Genomic DNA, 23646 nt, shown 5'->3' with positions numbered 1-23646 from the left:
CATGAATTGGGGTCGGCGCCGGGATCATCCCCGGGTGCCGACCCCTTTCTGTGCCGCAGACTGTTCTCTGTGGATTCAGTCCATAGCGGTCGCCGGATCTCTGCCCTCTTGCATGGACTCCCACTGGCTGTCGACAATGACTTGGGGGCGTCGTGCCGCCACCGTCGGAAGCTGGTCAGTGTCAACCAGGGCCAGGTGCAGCCAGCGGCGGCGCAGGTGTCGCAGCCGATGCAGGCGACGAACGTTGAGCATGGCCAGGATGGTGGACATGGCCCCCGCTACTGCTGCGATCATAGGGTTGAGCATCCAGCCCAGGAGGGGTTGGCAGATTCCAGTGGCAAGGACCAGGGTGACGAGGTTGTAGACAGTGGACCAGACCAGGTTCTGTCTGATGACCTGGGCGGTGGCTCGGCTCAGCTCGATGGCCCTGCCCGTTCCGTCCAAGTCGCCCTGGTGCAGAATAAGATCCGGTTGCAGCAGGTCTGTGCCGTCTGCGCCAGTTTGAACTTGGGGCCCTAAAGCGATGCTTACCCGGGCTTTGGCTGTCAGCTCATGATCAGCGGCTGCTGCAGTTGCCAGGGCCACCAGCCTGGTCTGGCTCTGCCGCCCAGAGGAGGCGGCGTCTTGACCGGCTGGATCCGCCGGAACGCCCCTGCTGGTTCGGGTCAGGTCGTGATTGAGCCGGTCCAGGCACTCGCGCTTGCGCTCGGGGGTCAGCCGGGTAATCAGCATATCTACGCCCGCTTGACGTGCTGCCCGCTCAATCCTGTCGTCCGGTTGGGGACTTCCGTCCAGGATCAGACTGCCCACCCGCAAGGAGCGCAGATGGGTCGCGGCCCGAGTGAGCGATTCCGCGTGGACTCCCTGGTCTTCCGGGTTGCTGGGATCAAGTAGGGATGAATCGTCCAGAATCAGCGTGCGTACTTGGCCCAGGTGGTTCATGGCTCGTGGCGAGGTGAAGAGCAGACCGTGGGCCAGACCTGTCTCCAAGCTGGTCCGGAAAGCCATGGGGATGGTCATGGATGCGACGGCGGGGCAGGCGATGGTCAGTACGCAGACGGCATTGCCTACAGCGTGGGCCAGATGGGGCTGCGGCCCCAGCATAAGCCAGAGCATGAAGGTCCAGACAGCCAGGATCATGATCAGGGCGATGGCGGTGTGGACAATCCGGTCCATCCTGCGCATGCCGGGGGAGCGCTCGACCAGGGCCCGGGGGATGATCTTCACGAGCTTGGCTGCATAGGTGTTGTCGCCTGCGGCGTCCACACGGATGGACAGTCGCCCCTCCAGAATCTTGCTTGAGGCCAGAATTCGGTCGCCAGGTCCGCATGCCCTGGGGCGGTCGCCGCCGGTCAGCTCGCTTTCGTCAACCAGGGCCGACCCCGACTCCACAACCCCATCAGCGGCTGGACGCTCGCCTGTGCGCACCAGGAGCAGATCGCCTGGGCGGATTCGATCACGTTCAAGGACCTGGTCAGGAACTGTCTGCGGGTGCTTGGGATCAGCCACCAGGCCTGAAGCTGGTTGGATCTGCATCAGATGGTTCAAGGATGCCACCAGGGAGGCTTCTATTCTGGTACTCATGACTCTGGCCAGCAGCAGGAGGGTGATGACCACGCCGATCAGATCAAAGTACGGGGACCGTGAGCCCTCCGGCAACAGAGATCCGGCCAAGCATGTGGCCAGACTATACAGGTAGGCCAGACTGGTGGCCAGCATGGCCAGGAGGTCAGGGGTGCAGCGATGCTCGGTCATGGCCTTCCATCCGTCCATGAGTATTTCGCGGCCGCAGTAGAAGATGACTGGGGTTATCAGAATAGCCTGCACCCAAGGGCTGGCCAGCCATGAAGGGATCATGTCGGGTCCGAAACGATCGAACAGATCCAGAGCCAGCACAGGCGCAGTCAGCAGGGCGCTGACGATGGTCGGCCTGATCAGGCGATGGCTGCGGGAGTCCAGATCGGCCCCCCATTGGCCCCAATTCTCGGGATCGCGCCAAGGAAAGTTCGCGGCAAAGCCTGCGCCTGCACCCTGACCGCTGACATGAGACGACGGCATAAGGAAGTACCAGAGGATCAGCCAGGTGACCGCACAGGCCACGACCAGATCGGCTATCGCCAGGAAGATATCGATACCCACGGATCTCCTTCGGTCTTGCTACAACCCCTCGATGTTCCCTATTCTGCCCTGCATTGCGGCCCGACGCCGGTCTTAAGGCCGATTCCTTGCGGAAAAAACGAATTCTCGAATTATCGTCGACAGCCTGCCGTAACGACCCGGCTTCCGGGTCCAGCGCTCGGGGTTAACTAGAACATATGTTCGATTCTACGTCGTCAGTGGTCATGGTGGTGCTTCTTCTGCTGATCGGTATGGTCCTGGGAGGGTTAGCCGGATATGTGCTGGGGCGTGCCCAGGGCCGCAGGGCCGTCAGCATGGGGGCTGATGTTCAAGTGGATGAGCTGCGCTCGCAGTTGGATCAGGCCCAGGACCGGCTTCGCGGATCCGAAGCGGCTCTGGTGGAGGCGCGGACCAAGGTGGATGGCCTGAACCGCGAGCTCTCCTTTGTCAAGTCCCAGCTGGCCCAGTCCCAGCAGGCCGAGCAGATCAGGATCGAGCAGGAGCGTCGCCGTGCTCAGGCTCAGGAAGAGGAGAAGCGACGCAGGCAGGCTCAGAACCTTGAGGAGGAGAGCAAGGTGCTCTCGGCGCTGGCCCCCGTGCAGAAGAACCTGGACGCCCTCCAACACAAGGTGGCCCAGATCGAGGAGGGCCGCAAACAGGAGATGGGCTCCCTGGGACAGCAGCTCAAGAGTCTGGGCGAGCAGCAGGGGCGGCTGGACAAGGAGACCAGCTCCCTGGCTTCGGCCCTGCGCAACAACAAGGTGCGCGGCGCCTGGGGCGAAGCCCAGCTCAGGAATATCGTCGAGTCGGCAGGGCTTATGGAGCATGTGGACTTTGATACCCAGGTGGTGGTCACAGCCTCGGACGGTCGCGTCCTGCGTCCCGATATGGTAGTCCACTTGCCCGGCGGCAAAACTATTCCCATCGATGCCAAGGCCCCCTATTCCGACTACCAGCGGGCCTGCGAGATCCCTGACGCAGCCTCGGATGACGAGCTGCGCCGCCGGGACGAGCTGCTCCAGGCACATGCCCGGGCCCTGCGCGAGCACGTCAAGGTCCTAGCTGACAAGGAGTACTGGAACGCCTTCGAAACGGCTCCGGATTTCGTGGTGGCTTTCATTCCCAACGACTCCCTTCTGCAGGCCGCCCTGGAGGTGGACCCCACGCTGATGGACGATGCCTTTGCGCAGAAAGTGGCCCTGACCTCGCCAGTGACCCTTTGGGCAGTGCTCAAGTCGGTGGCCTACGCCTGGCAACAGCAGAACCTGTCCGAGGATGCCCGCACTCTCTTTACGCTTACCCATGAGCTCTATGACCGCTTTGTGGTTCTGGGCGAGCGGGCCAACAAGCTAGGCCGCTCCATCACTGCCACGGTTACCGCCTACAACAGGTTTGCCTCCTCCCTGGAGTCGCGAGTACTGGTCACCGCCCGCAAGCTGCAGCAGATGGACCCCTCCAAGGTGATCGAATCGGTCGGCGTGATCGATTCGGACAGGGGCAACATCAAAGAGCTGACCGCCCCGGAGGTCCTGCCCGACCAGGAGCAGTGAGCGCCGCTTAGGGGCCTCCGGCGCTAATCTGATAAGCATGAACGAGGCAACGAAGAGACAAGAGGGTTCATCCTTCAGGCCCACGGGGTCGCCTGGTCTGGTCGGGCGTGAATCGGACACGGAGCTGCCTGGGCCGGTTGACCAGTTGCGTGAACTCCTGGCCGAGGAGATTGGCGGGCGTCCCTTCACTGAGCTGAGCGGGGTCACTTTCCATCACCGTGGGGCCGAACTGGCCGGGCATGTTCTTCTGGACACCCTGGAAGATGCCGGCTATTCAGTCGACGACTTCGATGCAGTTGGAGCCTTGACCGCCGCTGCTGTGCCACTGGCCGATGCCATGCTTCATGCTGCAGCCTCGCGTGGGCAGGATCTGGACGCTTTCGTTATGGACTTCGTCTACCCCTCCATCAAAGGCCCGTCCATCAAGGGCAGACGTGTCATCCTGCTGGACGCCTGGCTGGGCCGGAAATCCTATGTGCAGACCTCATCCCTGGTCACCTTGGACAAGGACAACGAGCTCAATCTTGACTGCGGGATCATCCAGCGTCAGGGAGCGAAGACGCTGGCCATCGCTTCATTGGTGGGAGGCCGGACTGACGGCAGCATTCAGGTGGTCGATCCGGTGGACGGATCCCGGCGGCGGCTGCCTTTCATCTACGCCTACCAAGAGGATCAATTCGCCGAAGCGGCCGAAGGTTCCTCGGAGCGTTCATGAGGGAGCCCGATCCAGTGACCCGAGCGGCCATGGCGTCAGATGAGCCGATCTTCCGGCAGGTGGGGGTTGGCCCCTGGAACCAGGAACACCCCGACAGGCCATTGCCAATGGATTCGCGCTATGACCCTGAACTGCTGGATCAGGGGGATCGCCGCAACGTCCTGGACAGGTATCGCTACTGGAAGGTCGAGGCCATTCGGAACGACCTGGATCGCCGGGGCCGTCATGATCTTGAGGTGGCTGTGGAGAACTGGACCCACGACTTCAACATCGGCTCCATGGTCCGAACGGCCAACGCCTTTGCTGTCCGTCGCGTCCATATAGTGGGTCCTCACAAATGGAATCGCAAGGGCTCGCTGATGACCGAGCTCTACCAGCACGTGGTACATGATCCCGACATAGCAACCATGGCGGTCACACTGCAAGAAGAGGCAGCCAGGCAGGGGGAATCCATGCCCCGTATGATCGCTATTGACAACGTCCCCGGGGCTGTTCCCATGGAGACCTATAGCTTCCCTCGTCGGTGCCTGCTCATGTTCGGCGCTGAGGGGCCGGGCCTGTCCGAGAAGGCCTTGGAGCTGGCCGACGATGTGGTCTACATCTCCCAGTTCGGGTCCGTGCGTTCCATTAACGCCGGGGCTGCCGCCGCCGTGGCCATGCATTCCTGGATCTGTCAGCATGCCGGGGTGGCGGGTCGGTCAGGCCAGGGAACTCAGCCATGATCGTCATCGACTCACTGACCAAGCGCTTCGGGTCCCGCAAGGCGCTGAGCCACGTCTCCTTCACGGCCGAGGACGGCCAGGTGACGGGGTTGCTAGGGCCTAAAGGCGCCGGTAAGTCGACCGCTCTCCGCATCGCTCTGGGACTGGTGCGCCCTGATGCAGGCAGGGTCCTGTTCGACGGCCAGCCCTTCGTTCGGCTCGCATCGCCCATGCGTACGGCGGGCGCAGTGCTGAACCCACATAGCGCTCACTCTTCCTGCAGGGTCAAGGATTATCTGCTGGCCCTGGCAGCGACCAACGGCTTGGATCGCCAACGGGTGGGTCAGGTTTTGGATATGGTCGGTCTGCAATCGGTCACCGACAGGCGCACGGGCTCCCTTTCTCTTGAGATGGGCAGGCGGCTGGCCATCGCCGCAGCGCTACTAGGCGATCCACATAACCTGGTTCTGGATGAGCCGCTTAAGGGCCTGGATTCTGCAGGAATCAAACTAGTGAAAGACCTCTGCCGCAGCTTTGCCTCGCAAGGCAGGGCCGTTCTCCTAAGTTCCCATATGATGAGCGAAATGGCTCGAATTGCCGACGATTTGGTCATCATTGCCAGAGGACGGATCTTGGAGAGGACGACCGTGGCCCGGTTCATTGGCGAGCACTCCCATGAGTCCATCTATGCAGTGACGCCGCAGCCCGACCAATTGAAAGCCGCTCTGGCAACAGCTGCCGGAATACGCATCACCCGCCTGCCGCCAGACGAGAATTGCCCGCCCGATGCCGCCCGCTTCCGCATCCAGGGCGCGCCTCTGGCCTCGACGGCCTCTATCCTGGCCCAGGAGGGAGTGGTGCTCTATGAGTTCCAGCAGGAGCAGATCTCCTTGGAACAGGCTTATAAGGATGTCGTCCATGGAGGAAGGGGAGAGCTGCAGCGCAGGCCGGAGGCAAGGCTATGAGTGCCGACGGCGATCGTCGAGCCCGCCGCAGTAGGCGAAACATAGCTGCGAACCCTGATGACGCGATCCCACGGCATGGTTCCGCCTTTGTCTGGCTGCGTCAGACTCCAGGTTCGACCTTTCTGGGTGCGTGCCGTCAGTCCAATCGGCTGACACTTTCTGGAGCGGTCCGGGCGGAGCTGCGCAAGATGCGCTTCCAGCGCTCGACCTGGGTTCTGCTTCTGATCGTCATGCTCTTGCAGCCGTTGAGCACCATCCTGGCCGTCTGGTCGGCTCGAGGCGTGGTTGGACTCGACCGGGGGTCTGGCTGCCTACTGGCCAACCTCCTGCATACACCCATGGCCGTGAATTGGCTGGCTGGCGCTTCAGGTCTGTTCCCGGGCATGATCGTTGCCGGGATTCTGGGTGTTTTGGCCGTTACACGTGAGTTTTCGGATGCCGCCATTGAGAGCACGCTGATGGCCAATCCTCGTCGAGGCATGGTTCTGATGGCTAAGGGTCTTGCCTTGGCCTTGCTGATCTGGTTGGCGGCGCAGGTGGGCCTGCTGTTCAGCTGGATCCTTGAGACCCTGCTTCCATCAGGTAGATCTGGTCCCTTGCCTGCTGACAAGTCCGGGCTTGTCCTGATTGATCTGCTGGGCGGCCCGCTCATGCTGGCCCTTTTCGCTTTGATGGGCCTGGGTCTTGGAGCCTTGAGCCGATCCAAGGTCGGCGGGATCAGCTTGGTTCTGGGGCTGACCTTGATCCTGCCCCTGATTCTGGGATTGCTGTGGGGTCCGGGCGCTCATGCCGCAGGACTGCAGATCCTCCTGAGGCTGATGCCGGCCAGCCTTCTGGGCACTTTTCTTTCAGGCCTGAACCAGGCGACAGAGGCAGGCGGCGGATGGTGGCCCACTTGGTGGCAGGCTGGTCTGATCATGGCGGCTTGGACTGCCCTCTGCTGCGCTCTAGGAACCCTGGTTTTCAGGCGGGCCGACATCAACTGACTTTGCCTTCTGCGTGTCATAGAGCACCCATATGATAAGTGGTATGCCAACTTTTACACGTGAAGAGATCAAGCATTTGGGCGATCTGGCCCGTATTGCCTTGACCGATCAGGAGGCTGACCGCCTCAAGGGCGAGCTCAACGTGATCGCCGATTCCATCACCAAGGTCCAGGAGGTGGCTGGTGATGACGTGCCTCCCACTGCCAACCCCATCCCCCTGGAGGCCTATCTGCGTCCCGATGAGGCCGAAGAGCCATTGACCCAGGAGGCTGCGCTCTCAGGGGCGCCGGTCACCGAGTCAGGCATGTTCGTGGCTCCGCGCATTCTGGGCGAGGAGTGAGACGATGAGCGCACAGGAAGAATTGGTTAAGCAATCCGCCTCCGACATGGCCGCGCAGTTGCGGTCGGGACAGGTTTCCAGCCGTGAATTGGTTCAGGCTCATCTGGATGTGATCGAGGCTGCTGAGCCCAGCATTGATGCATTTCTGCAGGTCAGCGCCGATCAGGCCCTGGAGCAGGCCGACGCTTTCGACAAGCGCCTGGCCCGCGAAGGTGCCGAGGGGTTGTCGGAACTGGCGGGCGTTCCCATCGCCATAAAGGACATGATCGTTACCAAGGGCATTCCCACTACGGCCGCCTCCAGGATCCTCGAGGGCTGGGTGCCGCCTTACGACGCCACCGTCATCAAGAAGCTCAAGGCCGCAGGCATGCCCATTCTGGGCAAGACCAACCTGGATGAGTTCGCCCAAGGGTCCTCCACCGAGCACTCGGCCTTCAAGCCCACGCACAACCCCTGGGATACCGAGCGTGTCCCGGGAGGCTCAGGCGGCGGCTCGGCCTCGGCCGTAGGCGCTTTCGAAGCTCCGCTGGCCCTGGGCACCGACACTGGCGGGTCCATTCGCCAGCCTGGATCCCTGACTGGCACTGTGGGCGTCAAACCCACCTACGGTGGCGTCTCCAGGTTCGGGGCCATCGCCATGGCCTCCTCCCTGGATCAGATTGGTCCGGTTTCCCGATCCGTGCTGGATGCGGCTCTGCTGCAGCAGGTCATCGGCGGCCATGACAAGCGCGACTCCACTTCCATTCCCAAGCCGGTTCCTCCTTTGGCCCAGGCTGCTCGCCAGGGTCAGCGGCGCGATTTGAAAGGCCTCAAGGTGGGGCTGGTCAAGGAGCTGGGCGGCGAGGGCTACCAGCCCGGCGTGGAGGCCCGCTTCAACGAGGCCGTTTCCCTGCTGGAGTCCATGGGCGCCGAGGTGGTTCAGGTTTCCTGCCCGCACTTCCCCTACGCGCTTGCTGCTTACTACATCATCATGCCCTCCGAGGTTTCTTCAAACCTTGCCCGTTATGACGGCATGCGTTATGGTCTGCGGGTCATGCCTCCTGAAGGCGTCCCCCAGACGGCTGCCAACATGATGTCCGCCACTCGTGAGGCCGGGTTCGGCGACGAGGTCAAGCGCAGGATCATCCTGGGTATCTACGCCCTGTCCGCTGGCTATTACGATGCCTGGTACGGTTCGGCCCAGAAGGTCCGCACCCTGGTCATCCGTGACTTCGAGAAGGCTTTCGAGCAGGCCGATGTCCTGGTATCGCCCACTTCGCCGACCACGGCCTTCCGCTTTGGCGAGAAGGTGGACGACCCGCTGGCCATGTACCTGAACGACGTGGCTACCATTCCAGCCAACCTGGCCGGCACTCCGGCCATGTCGATCCCTGCCGGGCTCAGCGATGATGGACTGCCTGTCGGCTTCCAGTTCTTCGCCCCCCAGATGCGCGACGAGGTCATGTACCGGCCTGCCGCCGCTCTTGAGGCGGCCTTGGAGGAACAGTGGGGCGGGCCCATCTTCCGGAAGCTGTCCACCCCCTGGCTGGATGGCCTGGCTCAGGATTCGACCAAGTAGGCATCGGAAGGAAGCGGAATCACAATGGCTGAGAAACTTATGAAGTACGCCGATGCCGTGGCCAAGTACGACCCGGTGTTCGGCCTGGAGGTCCATGTGGAGCTCTGCACCAACACCAAGCTCTTCTGCCCGGCCCATATCGAGTTCGGCGGCGAGCCCAACACCCAGCTGACTCCGGTCTCCCTGGGCCTGCCCGGCAGCCTGCCGGTGGTCAACAAGACCGCCATCGACTATGCGGTCAAGCTTGGCCTGGCTCTGCATTGCAAGGTCAACGAGTGGAGCCAGTTCGCCAGGAAGAACTACTTCTACCCGGACATGCCCCGCGACTACCAGATCTCCCAGTATGACAAGCCTCTGAACGGCGAAGGCTATCTGGACGTGGAGCTGGATGACGGCAGCATCTTCCGTGTGCCCATCGAGCGGGCCCATGTTGAGGATGACGCGGGCAAGAACACCCATGTGGGCGGGGCCGATGGCCGCATCGAAGGTGCAGACCACTCCCTAGTGGACTACAACCGTGCTGGTGTGCCACTGGTCGAGATTGTGACCAAGCCCATAGAGGGCGCCGGGGCACGCACCCCCGAGGTGGCCGGGGCCTATGTCCGGGCCATCCGCGACATCGTCCGGGCCCTGGGCATCTCCCACGCCCGCATGGAGCAGGGCAACATGCGCGCCGATGTCAACGTCTCCCTGCATGCCGGACCGGATGCCCCTCTGGGAACTCGGTCAGAGACCAAGAACGTCAACACCTTCAAGGGCATCGAGAAGACCCTGACCTACGAGATTCGCCGTCAGGCGGCTCTGCTGGAGTCCGGCGGCGAGGTGCTGCAGGAGACCCGCCATTGGGACGAGTCCACACAGACTACGGCAGGCGGCCGTGTCAAGACCGATGCCAACGATTACCGGTACTTCCCCGACCCCGACCTGGTCATGGTCCATGTGACCAAGGACCATATTGAAGAGCTCAAGGCCCAGATGCCTGAGATGCCGCGCGAACGTCGCGCCCGTCTCAAGAAGGAGTGGGACTTCACCGACCGGCAGATGCAGGACGCGGTCAACGCCGATGCTGTGGATCTGATTGAGGATACGGTCAAATCCGGTGCCACGGCTGCCGGTGCTCGCAAGTGGTGGCTGGGCGAGATCTCCCGCGAGGCTAATGCCCGTGGGGTCAGCCTGCAGGAGTTGCCCATTTCGGCTCAGGATGTCGCCGATGTGGAACAGCTGATTGTAGACGGAAAGCTCAATGACAAGCTGGCCAAGCAAACCGTCTCCGGCGTACTGGCCGGTGAAGGCACGCCCAGCGAGGTCGTCAAGAAGCACGGCTACCAGGTGGTTTCCGACGATGGGGCTCTGGATGCCGCTGTCGATCAGGCCCTCAAGGACAACCCGGACATTGTGGCCAAGCTCAAAGGCGGCAATATGAAGCCCATGGGCGCTATTATCGGAGCGGTCATGCGGGCCACCAAGGGCCAAGCCGATGCCAAGGCGGTCAGCAAGATCGTTATGGAGCGCATAGCCCGGTCCTGAGCGCGCCCGGTCCGTCGGCCTGATCGCCTCGGGGTCGGGCAGGCGGACCCGCCCAGCCTCTCATGATTTTCCCAGGGGCAAGGGATTACAATTGATTGCCATCGCAGGGTGGCGATCATGGAGGTGACGTGATGTCTATGAGCGGCAGGGGCAACGACCGACCGCAAACGCATATCGATGGATCAGACGACATGGCGGACGGACAGCTGCCCGACAGGATCGAGATCCCCTATATCCGGGGCGAGATGTTGCACCTGCGTCCGGCGGTCATCGCCGATCTGACGGCAATGGACCAGTTGGAGGCCTTCTACAATTCCACCGGCATCACCGGCAAGGGGCCTAATGCCGAACGGGCCGTGGTCAACGCCTGGGTGCGACGGTCAGTGGCCTGGTCCAAGGGTTTGGCTGCCCGCGATTCGGGCGTGGGCGATCCCGAGTCCCGCCGCACACTGGCCTGGGCCATGGTCACTGATGCTGACACCGACCAGGACGGCTCGCCTGACGCTGATGCCACTAAGGGGGTCATCGGCATGATCTTCCTGATCGACGTGGACGGCTGGTCTCGCTCGGCCAGGATCCAGGTGGTCCTGGGGCGGCACTTCCGGGGGCGGGGGTACTCCCGCGACGCCATGCCCAGAATTATGACTTATGGGTACGCTGCTGCTCCTACGGGCTTGGGCCTGCATCGGATCTGGGTGGCTGTGCCAGAGAAAAACACACGGTCAATCTCCGTCTACCAGTCCCTGGGCTTCATGATCTCGGGAACCTCCCGTGATGCGCTCTGGGATGCCGAGAATGGCAAGTATCAGGATCAGATCGTCATGGACGCACTGGTCGATGAATATGATCCCATACGCTCTTTGAATGCCTTCGGCATGCATGTCATCCGCGACAATCCCGGCGTGGCTGAGGCCCTTGTCGCACACGGCTACGCTGCGGATGGGGAAGGCGTCATAAGCGAATCCGAACCTGGGGGGTCCGTCCCGGCATTGCAGGACACGCAGGTGCCAGGCGACCAGGCCAATCCAGACAGGGATGGCGGTTCGCGTTCAGGAAAATCTGCTGAAGAGCAGGCGGGGTCCGACAGCAATAATCATGGGAAGGCGGGCCTTGGTCAGACGGACTCTGAGACAGCGCAGGAGGAATCAGGCTCTGCAGGATCGGTTGTTGAGCAGTCTGGCGAGGAGCATACAGCGTCGGATTGGGCCTATGGGTCGGCTGAGTCCAAGCGTTCCAAGCGCGCCTGGTGGCGTACGCTTGGCCATGGCCGTGATCGCGCGAATGGAGGTAGCTGATGAGTGCCGAGGATCTCGACAACTACGAGACCAATGCCGAACTGGCTCTGTACCGCGAGTACCGGGATGTAATCAAGCTGTTCACCTACGTGGTCGAAACCGAGCGGCGGTTCTACCTGGCCAATAAGGTGGATTTCAATGTCCGATCCGCTGGGCAGGACGTCTACTTTGACGTTCGGCTGACCGATGCCTGGGTCTGGGACGTCTACCGGTCCAGCAGGTTCGTCAAGAACGTCCGCATCGTCACCTTCAAGGACGTCAATGTGGAGGAAGTGCAAAAGACAGACATCGACATCCCTGACTCGCTGGGCTAAACAGCGCGCAAGGGCCAGCATCATCACGTTTATTCCACGCAATGGCGGGAATTCGTGTGGGAAGTTCCTCGTCAGTCTCCGGCCGGGGACGATCCGGGTACAGTGGTGATGATTTCATACGGTTTTCAGGAGGTTGGCATGGAGCGCAAGCAGTCCGTGATCGTCATCGGCGGAGGGCCCGCCGGCTTGACGGCGGCATGGGAACTGGTCAAGGACGGCGGCGACGAGCATTATGACGTCACCGTGCTGGAGGCCACTGATGCCTTTGGCGGCATTTCCCGCACGGTTCGGCACAACGGCAACCGCATGGACATCGGCGGCCACCGGTTCTTCTCCAAGGATGACCGGATCATGGACTGGTGGAAGGAGGTCCTGCCTCTGCAGGGAGCGCCCTCCTATGACGATAAAAAACTCGGTCGCCATCACGATCTGGAGCCCGGCGGCCCCGACCCGGAGAAGACCGACAGGGTCATGCTCAAACGGCACCGCGTCTCCAGAATCTACTGGAACCACCACTTCTTCGACTATCCCATCTCTTTGACGGTCAACACCCTCAGGGCCCTGGGCTTCAAGCTGACTATGCAGGCCGGGTTCAGCTATCTGAAGTCCGTCGTCCACAAGCTGCCTGAAGACAATCTGGAGAACTTCTATATCAACCGCTTCGGCCGCAAGCTCTACTCCATGTTCTTCGAGGGCTACACCGAAAAGCTCTGGGGACGCCATCCTCGCGAGATCAGTGCTGACTGGGGTGCCCAGCGGGTCAAGGGGCTCAGCATCATGGGCGTGCTCAAGAACGCCTTCCAAAAGCTTCTGCCCAAGAAGCGCGACGCTCATCAGGTCGAGACCAGCCTTATTGAAGAGTTCTGGTATCCCAAGCTGGGTCCAGGGCAGCTCTGGGAGACTGTGGAGCGTCGCAATGTGGAGCATGGAGTCCATGTGATCACTGATGCCCGCGTGGTCGGGCTGACCCAGAGCGATGGCCGCATGACCGGCGTGATCTACCGCAACGCCGATGGCAGGGAGGTGACCTTGCAGGCCGATCAGATCATCTCCTCCATGCCCATCAAGGATCTGGTGGAGGCCATCGCCCATGAGGAGCCTTCCACCGATAAGGAAATGGTCAGGGTGGCTCAGGGCCTGCCCTACCGCGACTTCGTGACCGTTGGCCTGCTGGTCCGCCACCTGCGCATCCGCAACACCACCTCGATCAAGACCCTGGGCGATCCGCCCATTGTGCCCGACTGCTGGATCTATGTGCAGGACCCCGGCTACAAGATGGGCCGTATCCAGATCTTCAACAACTGGAGTCCCTATATGGTCAAGAACGTGGATGGCACCGTTTGGATCGGTCTGGAGTACTTCTGCGAGGAAGGCGATGACTTCTGGAGCATGAGCGATGAGCAGACCACTGAATTCGCCATCAAGGAGCTCACGAGGATGGGTATCATCAACGGTCCTGCCGATGTGCTGGACTCGCACCGAGAGCGGGTGGTCAAGGCCTACCCGGCCTACTTCGACACCTACGCCCAAATGCCGGAGCTGGTCAAATGGCTGGACTCCTTCGGCAACCTCTACTGCGTAGGCCGCAACGGGCAGCACCATTACAACAACCAGGACCACTCCATGGCCACGTCCATGGAAGCCGTGGCCAACATCAAATCGGGGCGTGCCGATAAGACCAATGTCTGGAACGTCAACACCGAGAAGTCCTATCACGAGGAGAAGTAGCCGGGGCCCAAGTCTTCATTTGATTTCAAGCCCTCGGCCATGTGGTTCGGGGGCTTTGCCTTTACGACAGGGCGATGGCCGGCGCTTTCAAGGGCAGGCCGAGAAGCTGCGAGAAGAAGGCCACGCTTTCGCGGACACGTTGGCGGACGATCTCTCTGATCTGCGGGTGGCCGGCGGCTCCTCTGCCGTTGCTGACGATGGATGAAAGACCGTCGGCCATCAGCCAGGCTACGGTACGGGTGTCTGCTGTCCGTGTCAGCGTGGTCTGCGGCAGGTCGCCCCGATCCAGCCAGCGATCCAGGGCCTTGGTCAGAGGATCGATGATCTGCTTGACGAAGCCCTCCATCACACTGCTGTTGGTGCTCAGGTAGTTGTACCAGTTGGCCTTGTCCGCAAAGATGACATCCATCTTCCAGATGGCCCTTATCAGATGCGGGCATATCTCATTCAGCGCCTCTTGAACACTTAGCTCAGGGTTCTGCAGAATGTCGACCACATGGTCCACATAGGAGGCTAGGTAGGTGCGTACGCAGGCGTCTATCAGATCGTCTTTAGAGTTGAAATAGTAATAAAAAACGCTCATTCCTACGCCCCTGCCGTGGTTCATGGCGTGGATCACGTCGCGTAGGGAGGTTTTTGCGGCGCCTTTCCGGTCGAAGACCCGCATGGCCGTAGTCACGAATTCGCTCCGTCGTTGTTCACGCAGAGATGATCGGTCATTCATACGCCCAGTGTAGAGGTTTGCCTATGAATTTTGGACACGCAGGCCGGTTCTTGCACCGGTCGTGCGCTCGTTGTAGGCTTGTGGAAGTTCGATAAGCCGAGTCGGCATCGGATTTTCATGAGCGGCACCCCCGCAATATTCTCAAGCTATTTGCCTAGCCTAATTGGGCATAGCGAAGGAAAGGCATTATAACAGTGGCAACAAGCCAAGATATTCATTCCATGAAGCTGCCCGAACTCAAGGAATTGGCCCGGCAGCTGGGGTTGCGTGGCATTTCCGGCATGCGCAAGCCGGTTCTGATCGAAACGATCGAGGCGGCCCGTTCAGGCGGCGAGGCACCCGAGGGTGTGACCGTAGGCAAGCCAAAGGCTGCAACCGCCGTGGCTAAGAGGAGCCAGGCCACCGATCAGCAACCGACAGGAGCTGACAGGGGCCAGGCCGGGCAGGATACGAAACCCTCCGCTCAAGACGCACAGAAGTCCACAACCACTGGGTCCGAGGATGAGCGTCCCGTTGGAGATCTTTTTGAAGTTCTGGGCATTGACGACCACAAGAACGACCGCTCAGAGCGTCGGAACCGATTCCCCCGTACTGTAGCCGACGACGAGAACGTGGTCATATCCCGTCGTCGTCACCGCAGCATGGATTCATCCCGCAGCTCCCACGCCAGTCATGGCCGGAGTGAGCGTGAGCGTAGTGAAGAGCGCGGCGGCTCTGGTTCCGGTTCAGTGCGCAATTTGGACGACATTCTGGCAGCTCTGCCCTCACGGAATGACCGGCCCCGCCGCCGGAGCTACGAGGATCGCGGCGAGGATGGGCGCGACTACCGTCATAACGGCTATGATCGCCGAAACCGGGGCGATCACAATGACCGCAACGATCGTAACGACCGGCGCAACCGCAACAACCACCGCAATAGCGTCCGGGATCGTGACTATGAGCCTAGGGAGAGCTTCAAGCCCGAGGATCTGGTCCCCGTAGCCGGCATCGTGGATGTGCTGGATTCCTACGCCTTCGTGCGCACCTCAGGCTACCTGCCAGGACCCAACGACGTCTACATCTCCATGGGCCAGGTCAAGAAGTACGGCCTGCGTAAGGGCGATGCCGTGCATGGCTCCATTCGTCCGCCGCGGGAGGGCGAGCACCGCAATCAGCGGCAGAAGTTCGTTCCTCTTCAAGCCATCGACACCATCAATGGCTTTAGTGTTGAAGAAGCTGCCGGTCGGCCCCATTTCAATAAGCTGACCCCTCTCTATCCGCAGGAGCGCATGCGGATGGAGACCCAGCCCAAGAACATCACTGGTCGTCTGATCGACATTGTCGCTCCCATTGGCAAGGGTCAGCGCGGTCTGATCGTTTCGCCGCCCAAGGCCGGCAAGACCCTGACCCTGCAGTCCATCGCCAACTCCATCACCGCTAACAACCCCGAGGTGCATCTGATGGTGGTCCTAGTGGATGAGCGGCCTGAAGAGGTCACTGACATGGAGCGCACTGTCCAAGGCGAGGTCATTTCCTCCACCTTCGACCGGCCCGCGAGCGATCACACCACTGTGGCTGAGCTGGCCATCGAACGGGCCAAGCGCCTGGTGGAGCTGGGGCAGGATGTAGTGGTCCTGCTGGACTCCATGACCCGTCTGGCTCGCGCCTACAACATCTCGGCTCCTGCCTCCGGACGCATCCTTTCCGGCGGCGTGGACGCGCAGGCGCTCTATCCGCCCAAGCGCTTCTTCGGTGCTGCACGCAACATCGAGAACGGCGGGTCCCTGACCATCATCTCATCGGCCCTGGTGGAGACCGGGTCCAAGATGGACGAGGTCATCTTCGAGGAATTCAAGGGCACCGGCAATATGGAGCTGAGGTTGACCAGGGATCTGGCTGATAAGCGCATGTTCCCCGCCATCGACATCAATGCATCCGGAACCAGACGCGAGGAGCTGATCACCGCACCCGAGGAGCTGGCTGTGGTCTATCGTCTGCGTCGCCTCCTGGGCGGCATGGAAACCGAGCAGGCTTACCAGACCCTGGTGCCTAGGCTGAAGAAGACCGCAACCAACCGAGACTTCCTGGCGGCCATCAACCAGTCCATGCTTGCTCAGAAGTGACTCGGGTCTGAGGCCTGATACGTTTATTGGACCCCATTCGCGATTCGGTTCGTGGATGGGGCCCAATGCATATGCGGTGGTGCGTGACAGTCACCTTGGTGCATTGGATCCATCTGGACCTTGTAGCTTTCTCATGCAACCAATGGCGGATCCGTGGCCGGCAGACCGGCTATAACCAGCAGAATCATGCCTGTGCTGCCGGTCAAGGAGTGGATGGCTAACTAGTTGTAAGTAAGGCAGGGTCTGCTTTTCCGATCCGCATCGACAAGACTCCCTCTGATGCCGGTATTCACTCGAGCGCACAATGTCGAACTCCATCATGGGCCAGGTCGTCGAAGCTGTAAGGGCCGGATTAAACTGGTTCTCCATGGGCAAAACGAACATAGAGGAAACGGTGATCGATGACCAGGTGCAGGGCGATGGTCCCCAGGCAGACGCTGCCCGTCAGGTGGCAGAGCTGCGTACTGATGTAGACACCATTGATGCCGCCATTGTCACCATGCTGGCGGAGCGGTTCCGGGTTACGCGCCGCATCGGTCTGCTCAAGGCTCGAGCGGGATTCGCCTCGGCGGATTTGCAGCGGGAGGCTGCCCAGGTGGCGACCTTGCGGGGTAAGGCAGAGGATTGCGGGCTGGATCCTGACCTGGCTGAGGCTTATTTGCATTTGGTGGCCGATGCCGCCAAGCGTGGTCACGAGCGACTGGCCAGTCAGGCCAGCTCCTGCTGAGAGTCGCATCAGAGACAATGGTCAACGGCATGGTTGGCTTCTTATACCGCTGGCTACAATATTGACGATGAGGAGAGACCGCCCTGTCTGTAAATACCTAGGAATCCTCCTCTGTAAAGCGTCGGGCAGAGTCGTGCCTGCCGTCTGATGATACTGCGCTCTAGAGAAGTCGCGGAGATGGTGACCTAGTATCCGCCCGCAGATGGGTTATCGGCTGGGTCAGCAGTCACCGCCTATTAGACGATTGTGCTGATTATGGCAGTGCAATCGGCCTTACGGATAAATAACCGGGGTGGTCCTTATCGCTGATCCACCCCGGCTGTATTGGAGATTGTGAATCTTACTTGCGAGGCTTCTTGGCAGGGGGCTCGCCCAGTTGGCTAGCGGCTACCCGGATGCCGTACTCATCGTCGGTCGCCCCAGGTGACTCGGACTCTGCTGCTTCCTCGACCAAATTCAGATCCCCGGTGACCCTGCCTGCTTCTGCTATATCGTCCAGAGCAGCCTTCACGGTTTCCAGGCCCTCCGGCGCCACGCTGAGGGAGGCGGAGAGGATGGGGGTCTTCATGGAGACCTTGGCCTCGGACTTGATGCGGCGCAGTGAGGCCAAGGCTCTGCCTGCCCAGGTTAGAAGATCCGGATCCTGGCCCTGGGCAGCTGCCTGGTAATCTTCTGAACGAGGCCAGGAGGCCCGGTGAACCGACCCTTCCCCCTGGTGCATCCACTGCCATGCCTCCTCAGTGGCGAAGGGCAGGAAGGGGGCCAGGAGACGATCGAGAGCGTCCAGGACCAGTCCCAGGGTCGTGCGGGCGCTGAGCACCTGGGCCTGGTCAGGGGTCCTGCCGGTGGCATCCGCAGTTCCGTAAGCACGGTTCTTAGCCAGCTCAATGTAGTTGTCGCAGAAGTCCCAGAAGAAGGATTCGGTCGCCTCCAGGGCCTTGGAGTGCTCGTAGGCTTCGAGGGCCTTGGTTGCCTGGTCGATCACCTGTGCAAGGTTGGCCAGGACCGCGCGATCCAGCGGGACCGTTACGTCAGCGGGGTTCCAGGTGACCTCTGCTGCCAGGGCGACCTTATGGCTCTCGTCCTCCCGCCCGATGGCCAGGGCGAACTTGGCAGCGTTGAGGAGCTTGACGGCCAGACGGCGACCGATCTTCATCTGTCCCTCGTCGTAGGTGGCATCCAGACCCAGCCGTGCGCAGGATGCCCAGTAGCGCACGGCATCGGCGCCATACTTCTTGATGGGTTCGTCGGGCACTACCACGTTGCCCTTGGATTTGCTCATCTTCTTGTGGTCCGGGTCCAGGATCCATCCGGACAAGGTGGCATCGCTCCAGGGCAGGCAGCCATTCTCAAGGTGGGCTCGGTCTATGGAGCTGAAGAGCCATGTGCGGATGATGTCCTGCCCCTGGGGACGCAGATCCATGGGGAAGGTGGCCTTGAAGAGGGCCTGATCCTCCTCGCTCGGTTCGGCCCAGTGGGTTACGATTTGAGGAGTCAGGGAGCTGGTGGCCCAGGTGTCCATGATGTCCTTTTCGGCTGTGAATCCGCCGGGCTGGTCACGCTGGGATTCCTCGAAGCCCTCGGGCACGTCGGTGCTGGGATCAATGGGGAGCCTGTCCTCGGCCGGGGTGATGGGATGGACGTAGTCGGTCTCGCCGTTCTCCCTGACCGGGTACCAGAGGGGGAAGGGGACGCCGAAGAAGCGTTGCCGGGAGATCAGCCAGTCGCCGTTCAGCCCCTCGACCCAGTTGTTGTAGCGCACCCGCATGAAGTCCGGATGGAAGTTGAGCTCCTCGCCCCGCCCCAGCAGCTCCTTGTTGAGTTTCTGGTCGGTGCCGCCATTGCGCAGGTACCATTGACGGGAGGTGACGATCTCCAGTGGCTTGTCGCCCTTCTCGTAGAAGTTGGTCATGCGCTTGGTGGGCTTGGGCTCTCCGTCCAGGTCGCCGGACTCGCGCAGTGCGTCCACGATGACCTTACGGGCTGAGAAGGTGGTCTTGCCCTCGGTCTGCTCGAAGATTTTCCGTCCGCCTTCATCGGTGATCCAATCCGGCACGTCCATGACGATTCGTCCATTGCGCTGGATGATGGACCTGGTGGGCAGGTTCAGATCCCGCCACCACTGCACGTCGGTCACGTCGCCGAAGGTGCAGCACATGGCAATGCCGGCGCCCTTGTCCATCTCAGCGGCTGGATGGGCCAGAATGGGCACCTCCACCTTGAACAGAGGGGAGTAGACCTTCTGACCGAAGTACTTTTGGTAGCGCTTGTCGTCTGGATGGGCGATCAGGGCGCCACAGGCCGCCAGCAGCTCAGGCCTGGTAGTCTCGATGTAGATAGGGCTGCCGTCCGCGAATCGGAAGGCCACCCGATGGTAGAAGCCGTCGTACTCGCGCGACTCCAGTTCAGCCTGGGCCACGGCGGTCTGGAAGGTCACGTCCCAGAGCCCGGGGGCCTCCTTCTGATAGGCCTCGCCCCGGGCCAGGTTCCGCAGGAAGGCCTTCTGCGCTACACGGCGGGGATGCTCGCCAATGGTGTGGTAGGTCTGCGACCAGTCCACCGACAGCCCCAGCGACCGCCAGAGCCGCTCGAAGAGCTTCTCGTCCTCAGCGGTCAGCTCCTCACATAGCTCGATGAAGTTCTGCCGGGAGACGGGCACCTGGTCCTTGGCGCTGATCTTCTTGCCCTTGGTCCCGTGGAAGGGGGGCTTGAAGTCCGGATCATACTTGAGCGAGGTGTCTACGCGAACCCCGTAATAGTTCTGGACCCGCCGCTCGGTAGGCAGACCGTTGTCGTCCCAGCCCATGGGGTAGAAGACGTCGTATCCCTGCATCCGCTTGAACCGGGCGATCACGTCGGTATGGGTGTACGAGAAGACGTGCCCCACATGCAAGTGTCCCGAAACCGTGGGCGGTGGGGTGTCGATGGAGTAGACGCCGGAGCGCTCGCGGGTATTACGGAAGCGGTAGACGCCGGACTCGTCCCAGTCGCGGCACCACTTTTCCTCCAGGCCATCCACGCTCACCCTGTCAGGCAGGGGGGTCAGATGGGCATTGACGATTCCTTGGTGTTCAGCAGACATACCAGCATTTTATGGACGAACAGTGACAAGGGGCTCCGGCCTTTTCACCCCTGGACGCGCAGGTTCCACAGGGGCAGATAGCGGTCCAGCAGAGAGCTGGGCATGCCTTGGAGTCGGGGGGCCTTAAGGACCAGGGGCGTACGCTGATAGAGCCAGTCGCTGGGGGAGAGGTCGCTGACCTGTCGGGCGAAGGCCCGCAGTCGCTCGGCATAGACGTTCTGGTCGGTGCTGGCCGTCACCTGCTTCCAGGAGCTCTGAATATCGACGTTGTCAAAGAGCATGATGGAGTCGGGGTCGGCGAAGCGGTCGATTTCGTCATTGTCCATGACCAGCAGGGTCATGTCGTAGTCGCGGCGGTTGAGCACTTGGTCGCGGAAGGCGGGCTGGTCCACCATGGAGACCTGGCTGGGGAGGCCTACTGCCTTGAGCTGCGTACGAATCAGCTCGCCCACCTGGCTGCCGAATTCGCGGGAATAGACCAGACGCAGACCGCCATGGAAGAAGGACGGACGGTAATAGGAGGACCGATGAACCGCCTGGGCCTGGTCGAAGGGGAAGGCCTGCAGACCAGGATCATAGCCGGGGCTCAGCTGATTGAGCGGCCCGCCCAGCGCTTTGGCTGCGCCTCCTTCCAGCTTGGCCAGTGCTTCACGGTCCAGGGCATAGCGGACTGCCTCGCGTACATGCTGGTCGGACAGTGCGCTGGATGCCTTGTTGTTGAAGATCAAGACCACATTATCTGTGCTGGGTGTGGCGGTTGATGCCTTGCCGGCCTGCCTGGCGGTGTCCGGATCCATGTCCACTACAGCGTCCAGGCGTCCCTGGTCCAGATCCTTGACGGTTTGCTGCGGGCTGCCGGTATAGCTGAAGATCACCTTGCGAATGGCAGCCTTGTCCGGGCCTCGATAGGACTGGTTGGCAGTCAGGGTCAGACTGGCGCCCGGCTGCCAATCAGCAACTTGGTAGGGGCCGGAACCGGCTGATTGAGTAGAGTAGTTGACCCTCGCCTGGCGGTCGTAGACAATGCCTGCACGACCGCTCAGGGCAGTCAGCAACCTGACGTTCGGGCTCTTCAATCCGATTACCAGTGTCGCCTCATCGGGGTCGGTTACTTTGGCCAGTCCGTCCAGGTCACGATAACCCTGGTACTGGTGGTCGATGATCTGATGCAAGGACCAGAGGGCGTCCTCCGAGGTCAGGCGGCGTCCATCGGCGAAGCGGGCATCCTTGCGCAGATGGAAGGTATAGAGCAGTCCGTTTGCGGAGACTTCCCAGTTCTGAGCTAGACCGGGCGTCGGCCGGCCCTGTGCGTCGGGCCTGGTCAGGGTCTGATAGACGTTGCCCATCAGGGCCTGGTCAGTGGATCGTCCGGGTTCGGTGCGGATATCCAGTGAGACGGGGGCCTGCCTGGCCCGGATGCGTACGACCTGGCCCGGACCTTCCTGGTTCCACGGCAGCCGCCACCCTCCTTGGCCTGTCACCAGGGGCCAGGCCATGTAGGTGCCTGCGGTCAGCACTGCCAGTACCAGGAGAAATACGATTCCGGATCTGATTTGCTTGTGTCTGCCGCGTGCCATGGTTTTGATTCTACCGGGAGGCCGGTCCGGACAGGAGCTCGGCGCTGGGACATGTTTCGGCCAGGGGGCAGTGGAGGCAGTCGGGCTTGCGGGCGTGGCAGGTGGCTCGGCCGTGGAGGATCAGCCTGTGCGACAGATTGGTCCAGTCCTCGGGCGGGAAGCAGTCGCAGATCTCATGCTCGATCTTGACCGGATCGGGGTGGGTGCTGCGCCAGTCGGTCCGCCAGCGCAGTCGGCCGGTGACCCGAGTGACGTGGGTGTCCACCGGGAATCCGGGGATATTGAAAGCGTTGCCGAGGACCACGTTGGCGGTCTTGCGCCCTACCCCGGGCAGACTGGTCAGCTCCTCCATGGTCTGGGGTACCTCGCCGCCGTAGTCTTCTGTCAGCATCAGGGAGAGTCCTGACAGGTGGCGGGCTTTGGCGTGGTAGAAGCCCACCGGGTGGATTATGGCCTCCAGATCGGTCGGCTGGGCCTGGGCCATGGCTGCGGGATCAGGGTAGCGCTCAAAGAGTTCGGGGGTCACCGAGTTGACCCGCTTATCGGTGGTCTGGGCGCTCAGAACCGTGGCCACTAGTAGCTCGAAGGGGTTGCGGAAGTGCAGGGCACATACTGCCTCGGGAAAGACCTGGCAGAGGATGCGGTACTCCTCGTGCATGCGGGCCAGACGCCGGGCCCTGCTTTCCCTGCCCTGGGGGCGCTTTCGGTTTGATGATGCATCAGTCACTATGATCGGTTTTCTTCTTCGTAGGTTCCTTGGGTCGCTCGGCCTGGCTGTTCTCTTGCTCGGCTAGGTCTGGGTCGGTCCCGGCATCCGGCGTGGGCTTGGGGACGGAGGTTGTCCTTGCCGGGGAGGGCGGGTCGAACCGGTAGCCCACATTGCGGACCGTGCCGATCAGGTGCTCGTGCTCACTGCCCAGCTTGGCCCTGAGCCGCCGCACATGCACGTCCACAGTTCTAGTGCCGCCGTAATAGTCATAGCCCCAGACTTCCTGGAGGAGCTGCGCCCTGGTGAAGACCCTGCCGGGATGCAGAACAAGGTATTTGAGCAGCTCGAACTCCTTGTAAGCCAGGTTGATGGGACGACCATGGATTCGGGCTGTGTAGCTTTCGGTATCCACGACCAGATCGCCCGAGCGAACCTGACCGCTGGGCACCTGCTCCTCGGCTTCCTCTGGATGGGCATCCGGCTTGCGTGTCGGGGTCGCGCGCTGGCAGATCAGACGCAGCCGGGCCTCGACCTCGGCTGGAGATGCGGACTGAATGATTACGTCAGCCACGCCCCAGCTGGCATTGACCACAGTGAAGCCGCCTTCGCTCAGAATCAGGATGATGGGCGTGGACAGACCGGAGGCTCGGGTTAGGTTGCAGAGGGTCTTGGCCTCGGCCAGGTCGTCGCTGGCATCGATCAGCAGCACCGTGTCCTCGGGCATCCTTACCAGAGAGGCGGCGTCCAGGGGCAGAACGCGCACTCGATGGGAGAGCAGGGCCAAGGCTGGCAGAACCGATGCCGGGTCCTCGGCGCAGGTCATCAAGGTCAGATCCGTCACGGGGGTACCTTCTTCCCTGTCCGTTCGTCCATACCGGGAGTGGATTCGTTGAACAGTCGTCATCATTGTACAATCGGCCCGTCACCG

The 23646-nt window shown here is 61.6% G+C and carries 19 protein-coding genes; 13 read left to right on the top strand and 6 right to left on the bottom strand.

Going from position 1 to position 23646, the window contains the following annotated elements:
- Positions 1-75 precede the first annotated feature (75 nt).
- On the bottom strand, positions 76-2139 hold the full coding sequence (locus DKK75_RS07050; protein ID WP_110452714.1) for a P-type ATPase: 2064 nt from the start codon (positions 2137-2139) through the stop codon (positions 76-78).
- Between the two features lie 176 nt (positions 2140-2315).
- On the opposite strand from DKK75_RS07050, the gene rmuC reads away from it, so the two are divergent.
- The 11 genes from rmuC (at position 2316) to DKK75_RS06995 (ending at position 13797) form a co-directional block, all read left to right on the top strand.
- A complete protein-coding gene (rmuC, locus tag DKK75_RS07045) occupies positions 2316-3668 on the top strand; it encodes a DNA recombination protein RmuC (protein WP_110452713.1) in 1353 nt (450 codons plus the stop codon).
- 37 nt (positions 3669-3705) lie between these two features.
- Complete coding sequence (locus DKK75_RS07040; protein WP_258333189.1) at positions 3706-4383, top strand: orotate phosphoribosyltransferase; 678 nt, start codon at positions 3706-3708, stop codon at positions 4381-4383.
- Positions 4380-5105: a TrmH family RNA methyltransferase gene (locus tag DKK75_RS07035; protein ID WP_110452712.1), complete on the top strand. Its 726-nt coding sequence runs from the start codon at positions 4380-4382 to the stop codon at positions 5103-5105. The genes DKK75_RS07040 and DKK75_RS07035 overlap by 4 nt, the downstream gene beginning before the upstream one ends.
- Positions 5102-6049 (top strand): ATP-binding cassette domain-containing protein, encoded by a 948-nt coding sequence (locus DKK75_RS07030; RefSeq protein ID WP_110452711.1) that lies wholly within the window; start codon positions 5102-5104, stop codon positions 6047-6049. Before DKK75_RS07035 ends, DKK75_RS07030 begins: the two co-directional genes overlap by 4 nt.
- Positions 6046-7035, top strand: coding sequence for an ABC transporter permease subunit (locus DKK75_RS07025; protein ID WP_110452710.1), 990 nt, complete (start codon positions 6046-6048; stop codon positions 7033-7035). The genes DKK75_RS07030 and DKK75_RS07025 overlap by 4 nt, the downstream gene beginning before the upstream one ends.
- Before the next feature lie 43 nt (positions 7036-7078).
- Positions 7079-7375, top strand: a complete 297-nt coding sequence (gene gatC, locus DKK75_RS07020; protein WP_015022515.1) for an Asp-tRNA(Asn)/Glu-tRNA(Gln) amidotransferase subunit GatC — start codon at positions 7079-7081, stop codon at positions 7373-7375.
- A 4-nt stretch (positions 7376-7379) separates the two neighbouring features.
- Positions 7380-8933, top strand: a complete 1554-nt coding sequence (gene gatA / locus DKK75_RS07015; protein WP_110452709.1) for an Asp-tRNA(Asn)/Glu-tRNA(Gln) amidotransferase subunit GatA — start codon at positions 7380-7382, stop codon at positions 8931-8933.
- Positions 8934-8957: 24 nt separating this feature from the next.
- Entirely contained in the window at positions 8958-10460 is a 1503-nt protein-coding gene (gene gatB / locus DKK75_RS07010; RefSeq protein ID WP_110452708.1) for an Asp-tRNA(Asn)/Glu-tRNA(Gln) amidotransferase subunit GatB, read from the top strand.
- A 191-nt stretch (positions 10461-10651) separates the two neighbouring features.
- On the top strand, positions 10652-11755 hold the full coding sequence (locus tag DKK75_RS07005; RefSeq protein ID WP_258333204.1) for a GNAT family N-acetyltransferase: 1104 nt from the start codon (positions 10652-10654) through the stop codon (positions 11753-11755).
- Entirely contained in the window at positions 11755-12069 is a 315-nt protein-coding gene (locus tag DKK75_RS07000; RefSeq protein WP_015022511.1) for a DUF2469 domain-containing protein, read from the top strand. The genes DKK75_RS07005 and DKK75_RS07000 overlap by 1 nt, the downstream gene beginning before the upstream one ends.
- A gap of 138 nt (positions 12070-12207) precedes the next feature.
- Positions 12208-13797: an NAD(P)/FAD-dependent oxidoreductase gene (locus DKK75_RS06995; protein ID WP_110452706.1), complete on the top strand. Its 1590-nt coding sequence runs from the start codon at positions 12208-12210 to the stop codon at positions 13795-13797.
- A gap of 61 nt (positions 13798-13858) precedes the next feature.
- Here DKK75_RS06995 and DKK75_RS06990 read toward each other — a convergent pair whose 3' ends face one another.
- Entirely contained in the window at positions 13859-14521 is a 663-nt protein-coding gene (locus DKK75_RS06990) for a TetR/AcrR family transcriptional regulator (RefSeq protein WP_110452705.1), read from the bottom strand.
- Positions 14522-14715: 194 nt separating this feature from the next.
- Between DKK75_RS06990 and rho the strand changes: the two genes are divergently transcribed.
- Entirely contained in the window at positions 14716-16623 is a 1908-nt protein-coding gene (gene rho, locus DKK75_RS06985) for a transcription termination factor Rho (RefSeq protein WP_110452704.1), read from the top strand.
- A 367-nt stretch (positions 16624-16990) separates the two neighbouring features.
- Positions 16991-17350 carry a chorismate mutase gene (locus DKK75_RS06980; protein WP_110452827.1) on the top strand — a complete coding sequence of 120 codons (360 nt, stop codon included), beginning with the start codon at positions 16991-16993 and terminating at the stop codon, positions 17348-17350.
- 340 nt (positions 17351-17690) lie between these two features.
- Here the strand turns inward: DKK75_RS06980 and valS are convergent, their stop codons facing one another.
- The 4 genes from valS to DKK75_RS06960 all read right to left on the bottom strand — a co-directional run bounded on the left by valS (position 17691) and on the right by DKK75_RS06960 (position 23559).
- Complete coding sequence (valS, locus tag DKK75_RS06975; RefSeq protein WP_110452703.1) at positions 17691-20432, bottom strand: valine--tRNA ligase; 2742 nt, start codon at positions 20430-20432, stop codon at positions 17691-17693.
- Between the two features lie 44 nt (positions 20433-20476).
- Entirely contained in the window at positions 20477-22009 is a 1533-nt protein-coding gene (locus DKK75_RS06970; protein WP_110452702.1) for an ABC transporter substrate-binding protein, read from the bottom strand.
- A gap of 10 nt (positions 22010-22019) precedes the next feature.
- The gene (nth, locus tag DKK75_RS06965) at positions 22020-22667 is read right to left on the bottom strand and encodes an endonuclease III (RefSeq protein ID WP_110452826.1); all 648 of its coding nucleotides are present in this window, start codon (positions 22665-22667) and stop codon (positions 22020-22022) included.
- Positions 22668-22728: 61 nt separating this feature from the next.
- Positions 22729-23559, bottom strand: a complete 831-nt coding sequence (locus DKK75_RS06960) for a winged helix-turn-helix transcriptional regulator (protein WP_110452701.1) — start codon at positions 23557-23559, stop codon at positions 22729-22731.
- Between the last annotated feature and the right edge of the window lie 87 nt (positions 23560-23646).

It is taken from the genome of Bifidobacterium asteroides (assembly GCF_003202695.1).
GTDB classification, from domain to species: Bacteria; Actinomycetota; Actinomycetes; order Actinomycetales; family Bifidobacteriaceae; genus Bombiscardovia; species Bombiscardovia asteroides_G.
The sequence above is the reverse complement of the archived record's forward strand: the minus strand, read 5'-3'. Positions and strand labels throughout refer to the sequence as shown.

Bases quoted from the DNA above. Each gene is read 5' to 3' on its own strand.
- rmuC (WP_110452713.1), top strand. From the start codon at position 2,316: ATGTTCGATTCTACGTCGTCAGTGGTCATGGTGGTGCTTCTTCTGCTG.
- DKK75_RS07040 (WP_258333189.1), top strand. From the start codon at position 3,706: ATGAACGAGGCAACGAAGAGACAAGAGGGTTCATCCTTCAGGCCCACG.
- DKK75_RS07035 (WP_110452712.1), top strand. From the start codon at position 4,380: ATGAGGGAGCCCGATCCAGTGACCCGAGCGGCCATGGCGTCAGATGAG.
- DKK75_RS07030 (WP_110452711.1), top strand. From the start codon at position 5,102: ATGATCGTCATCGACTCACTGACCAAGCGCTTCGGGTCCCGCAAGGCG.
- DKK75_RS07025 (WP_110452710.1), top strand. From the start codon at position 6,046: ATGAGTGCCGACGGCGATCGTCGAGCCCGCCGCAGTAGGCGAAACATA.
- gatC (WP_015022515.1), top strand. From the start codon at position 7,079: ATGCCAACTTTTACACGTGAAGAGATCAAGCATTTGGGCGATCTGGCC.
- gatA (WP_110452709.1), top strand. From the start codon at position 7,380: ATGAGCGCACAGGAAGAATTGGTTAAGCAATCCGCCTCCGACATGGCC.
- gatB (WP_110452708.1), top strand. From the start codon at position 8,958: ATGGCTGAGAAACTTATGAAGTACGCCGATGCCGTGGCCAAGTACGAC.
- DKK75_RS07005 (WP_258333204.1), top strand. From the start codon at position 10,652: ATGGCGGACGGACAGCTGCCCGACAGGATCGAGATCCCCTATATCCGG.
- DKK75_RS07000 (WP_015022511.1), top strand. From the start codon at position 11,755: ATGAGTGCCGAGGATCTCGACAACTACGAGACCAATGCCGAACTGGCT.
- DKK75_RS06995 (WP_110452706.1), top strand. From the start codon at position 12,208: ATGGAGCGCAAGCAGTCCGTGATCGTCATCGGCGGAGGGCCCGCCGGC.
- DKK75_RS06990 (WP_110452705.1), bottom strand. From the start codon at position 14,521: ATGAATGACCGATCATCTCTGCGTGAACAACGACGGAGCGAATTCGTG.
- DKK75_RS06980 (WP_110452827.1), top strand. From the start codon at position 16,991: ATGGGCAAAACGAACATAGAGGAAACGGTGATCGATGACCAGGTGCAG.
- valS (WP_110452703.1), bottom strand. From the start codon at position 20,432: ATGTCTGCTGAACACCAAGGAATCGTCAATGCCCATCTGACCCCCCTG.
- DKK75_RS06970 (WP_110452702.1), bottom strand. From the start codon at position 22,009: ATGGCACGCGGCAGACACAAGCAAATCAGATCCGGAATCGTATTTCTC.
- nth (WP_110452826.1), bottom strand. From the start codon at position 22,667: ATGCACGAGGAGTACCGCATCCTCTGCCAGGTCTTTCCCGAGGCAGTA.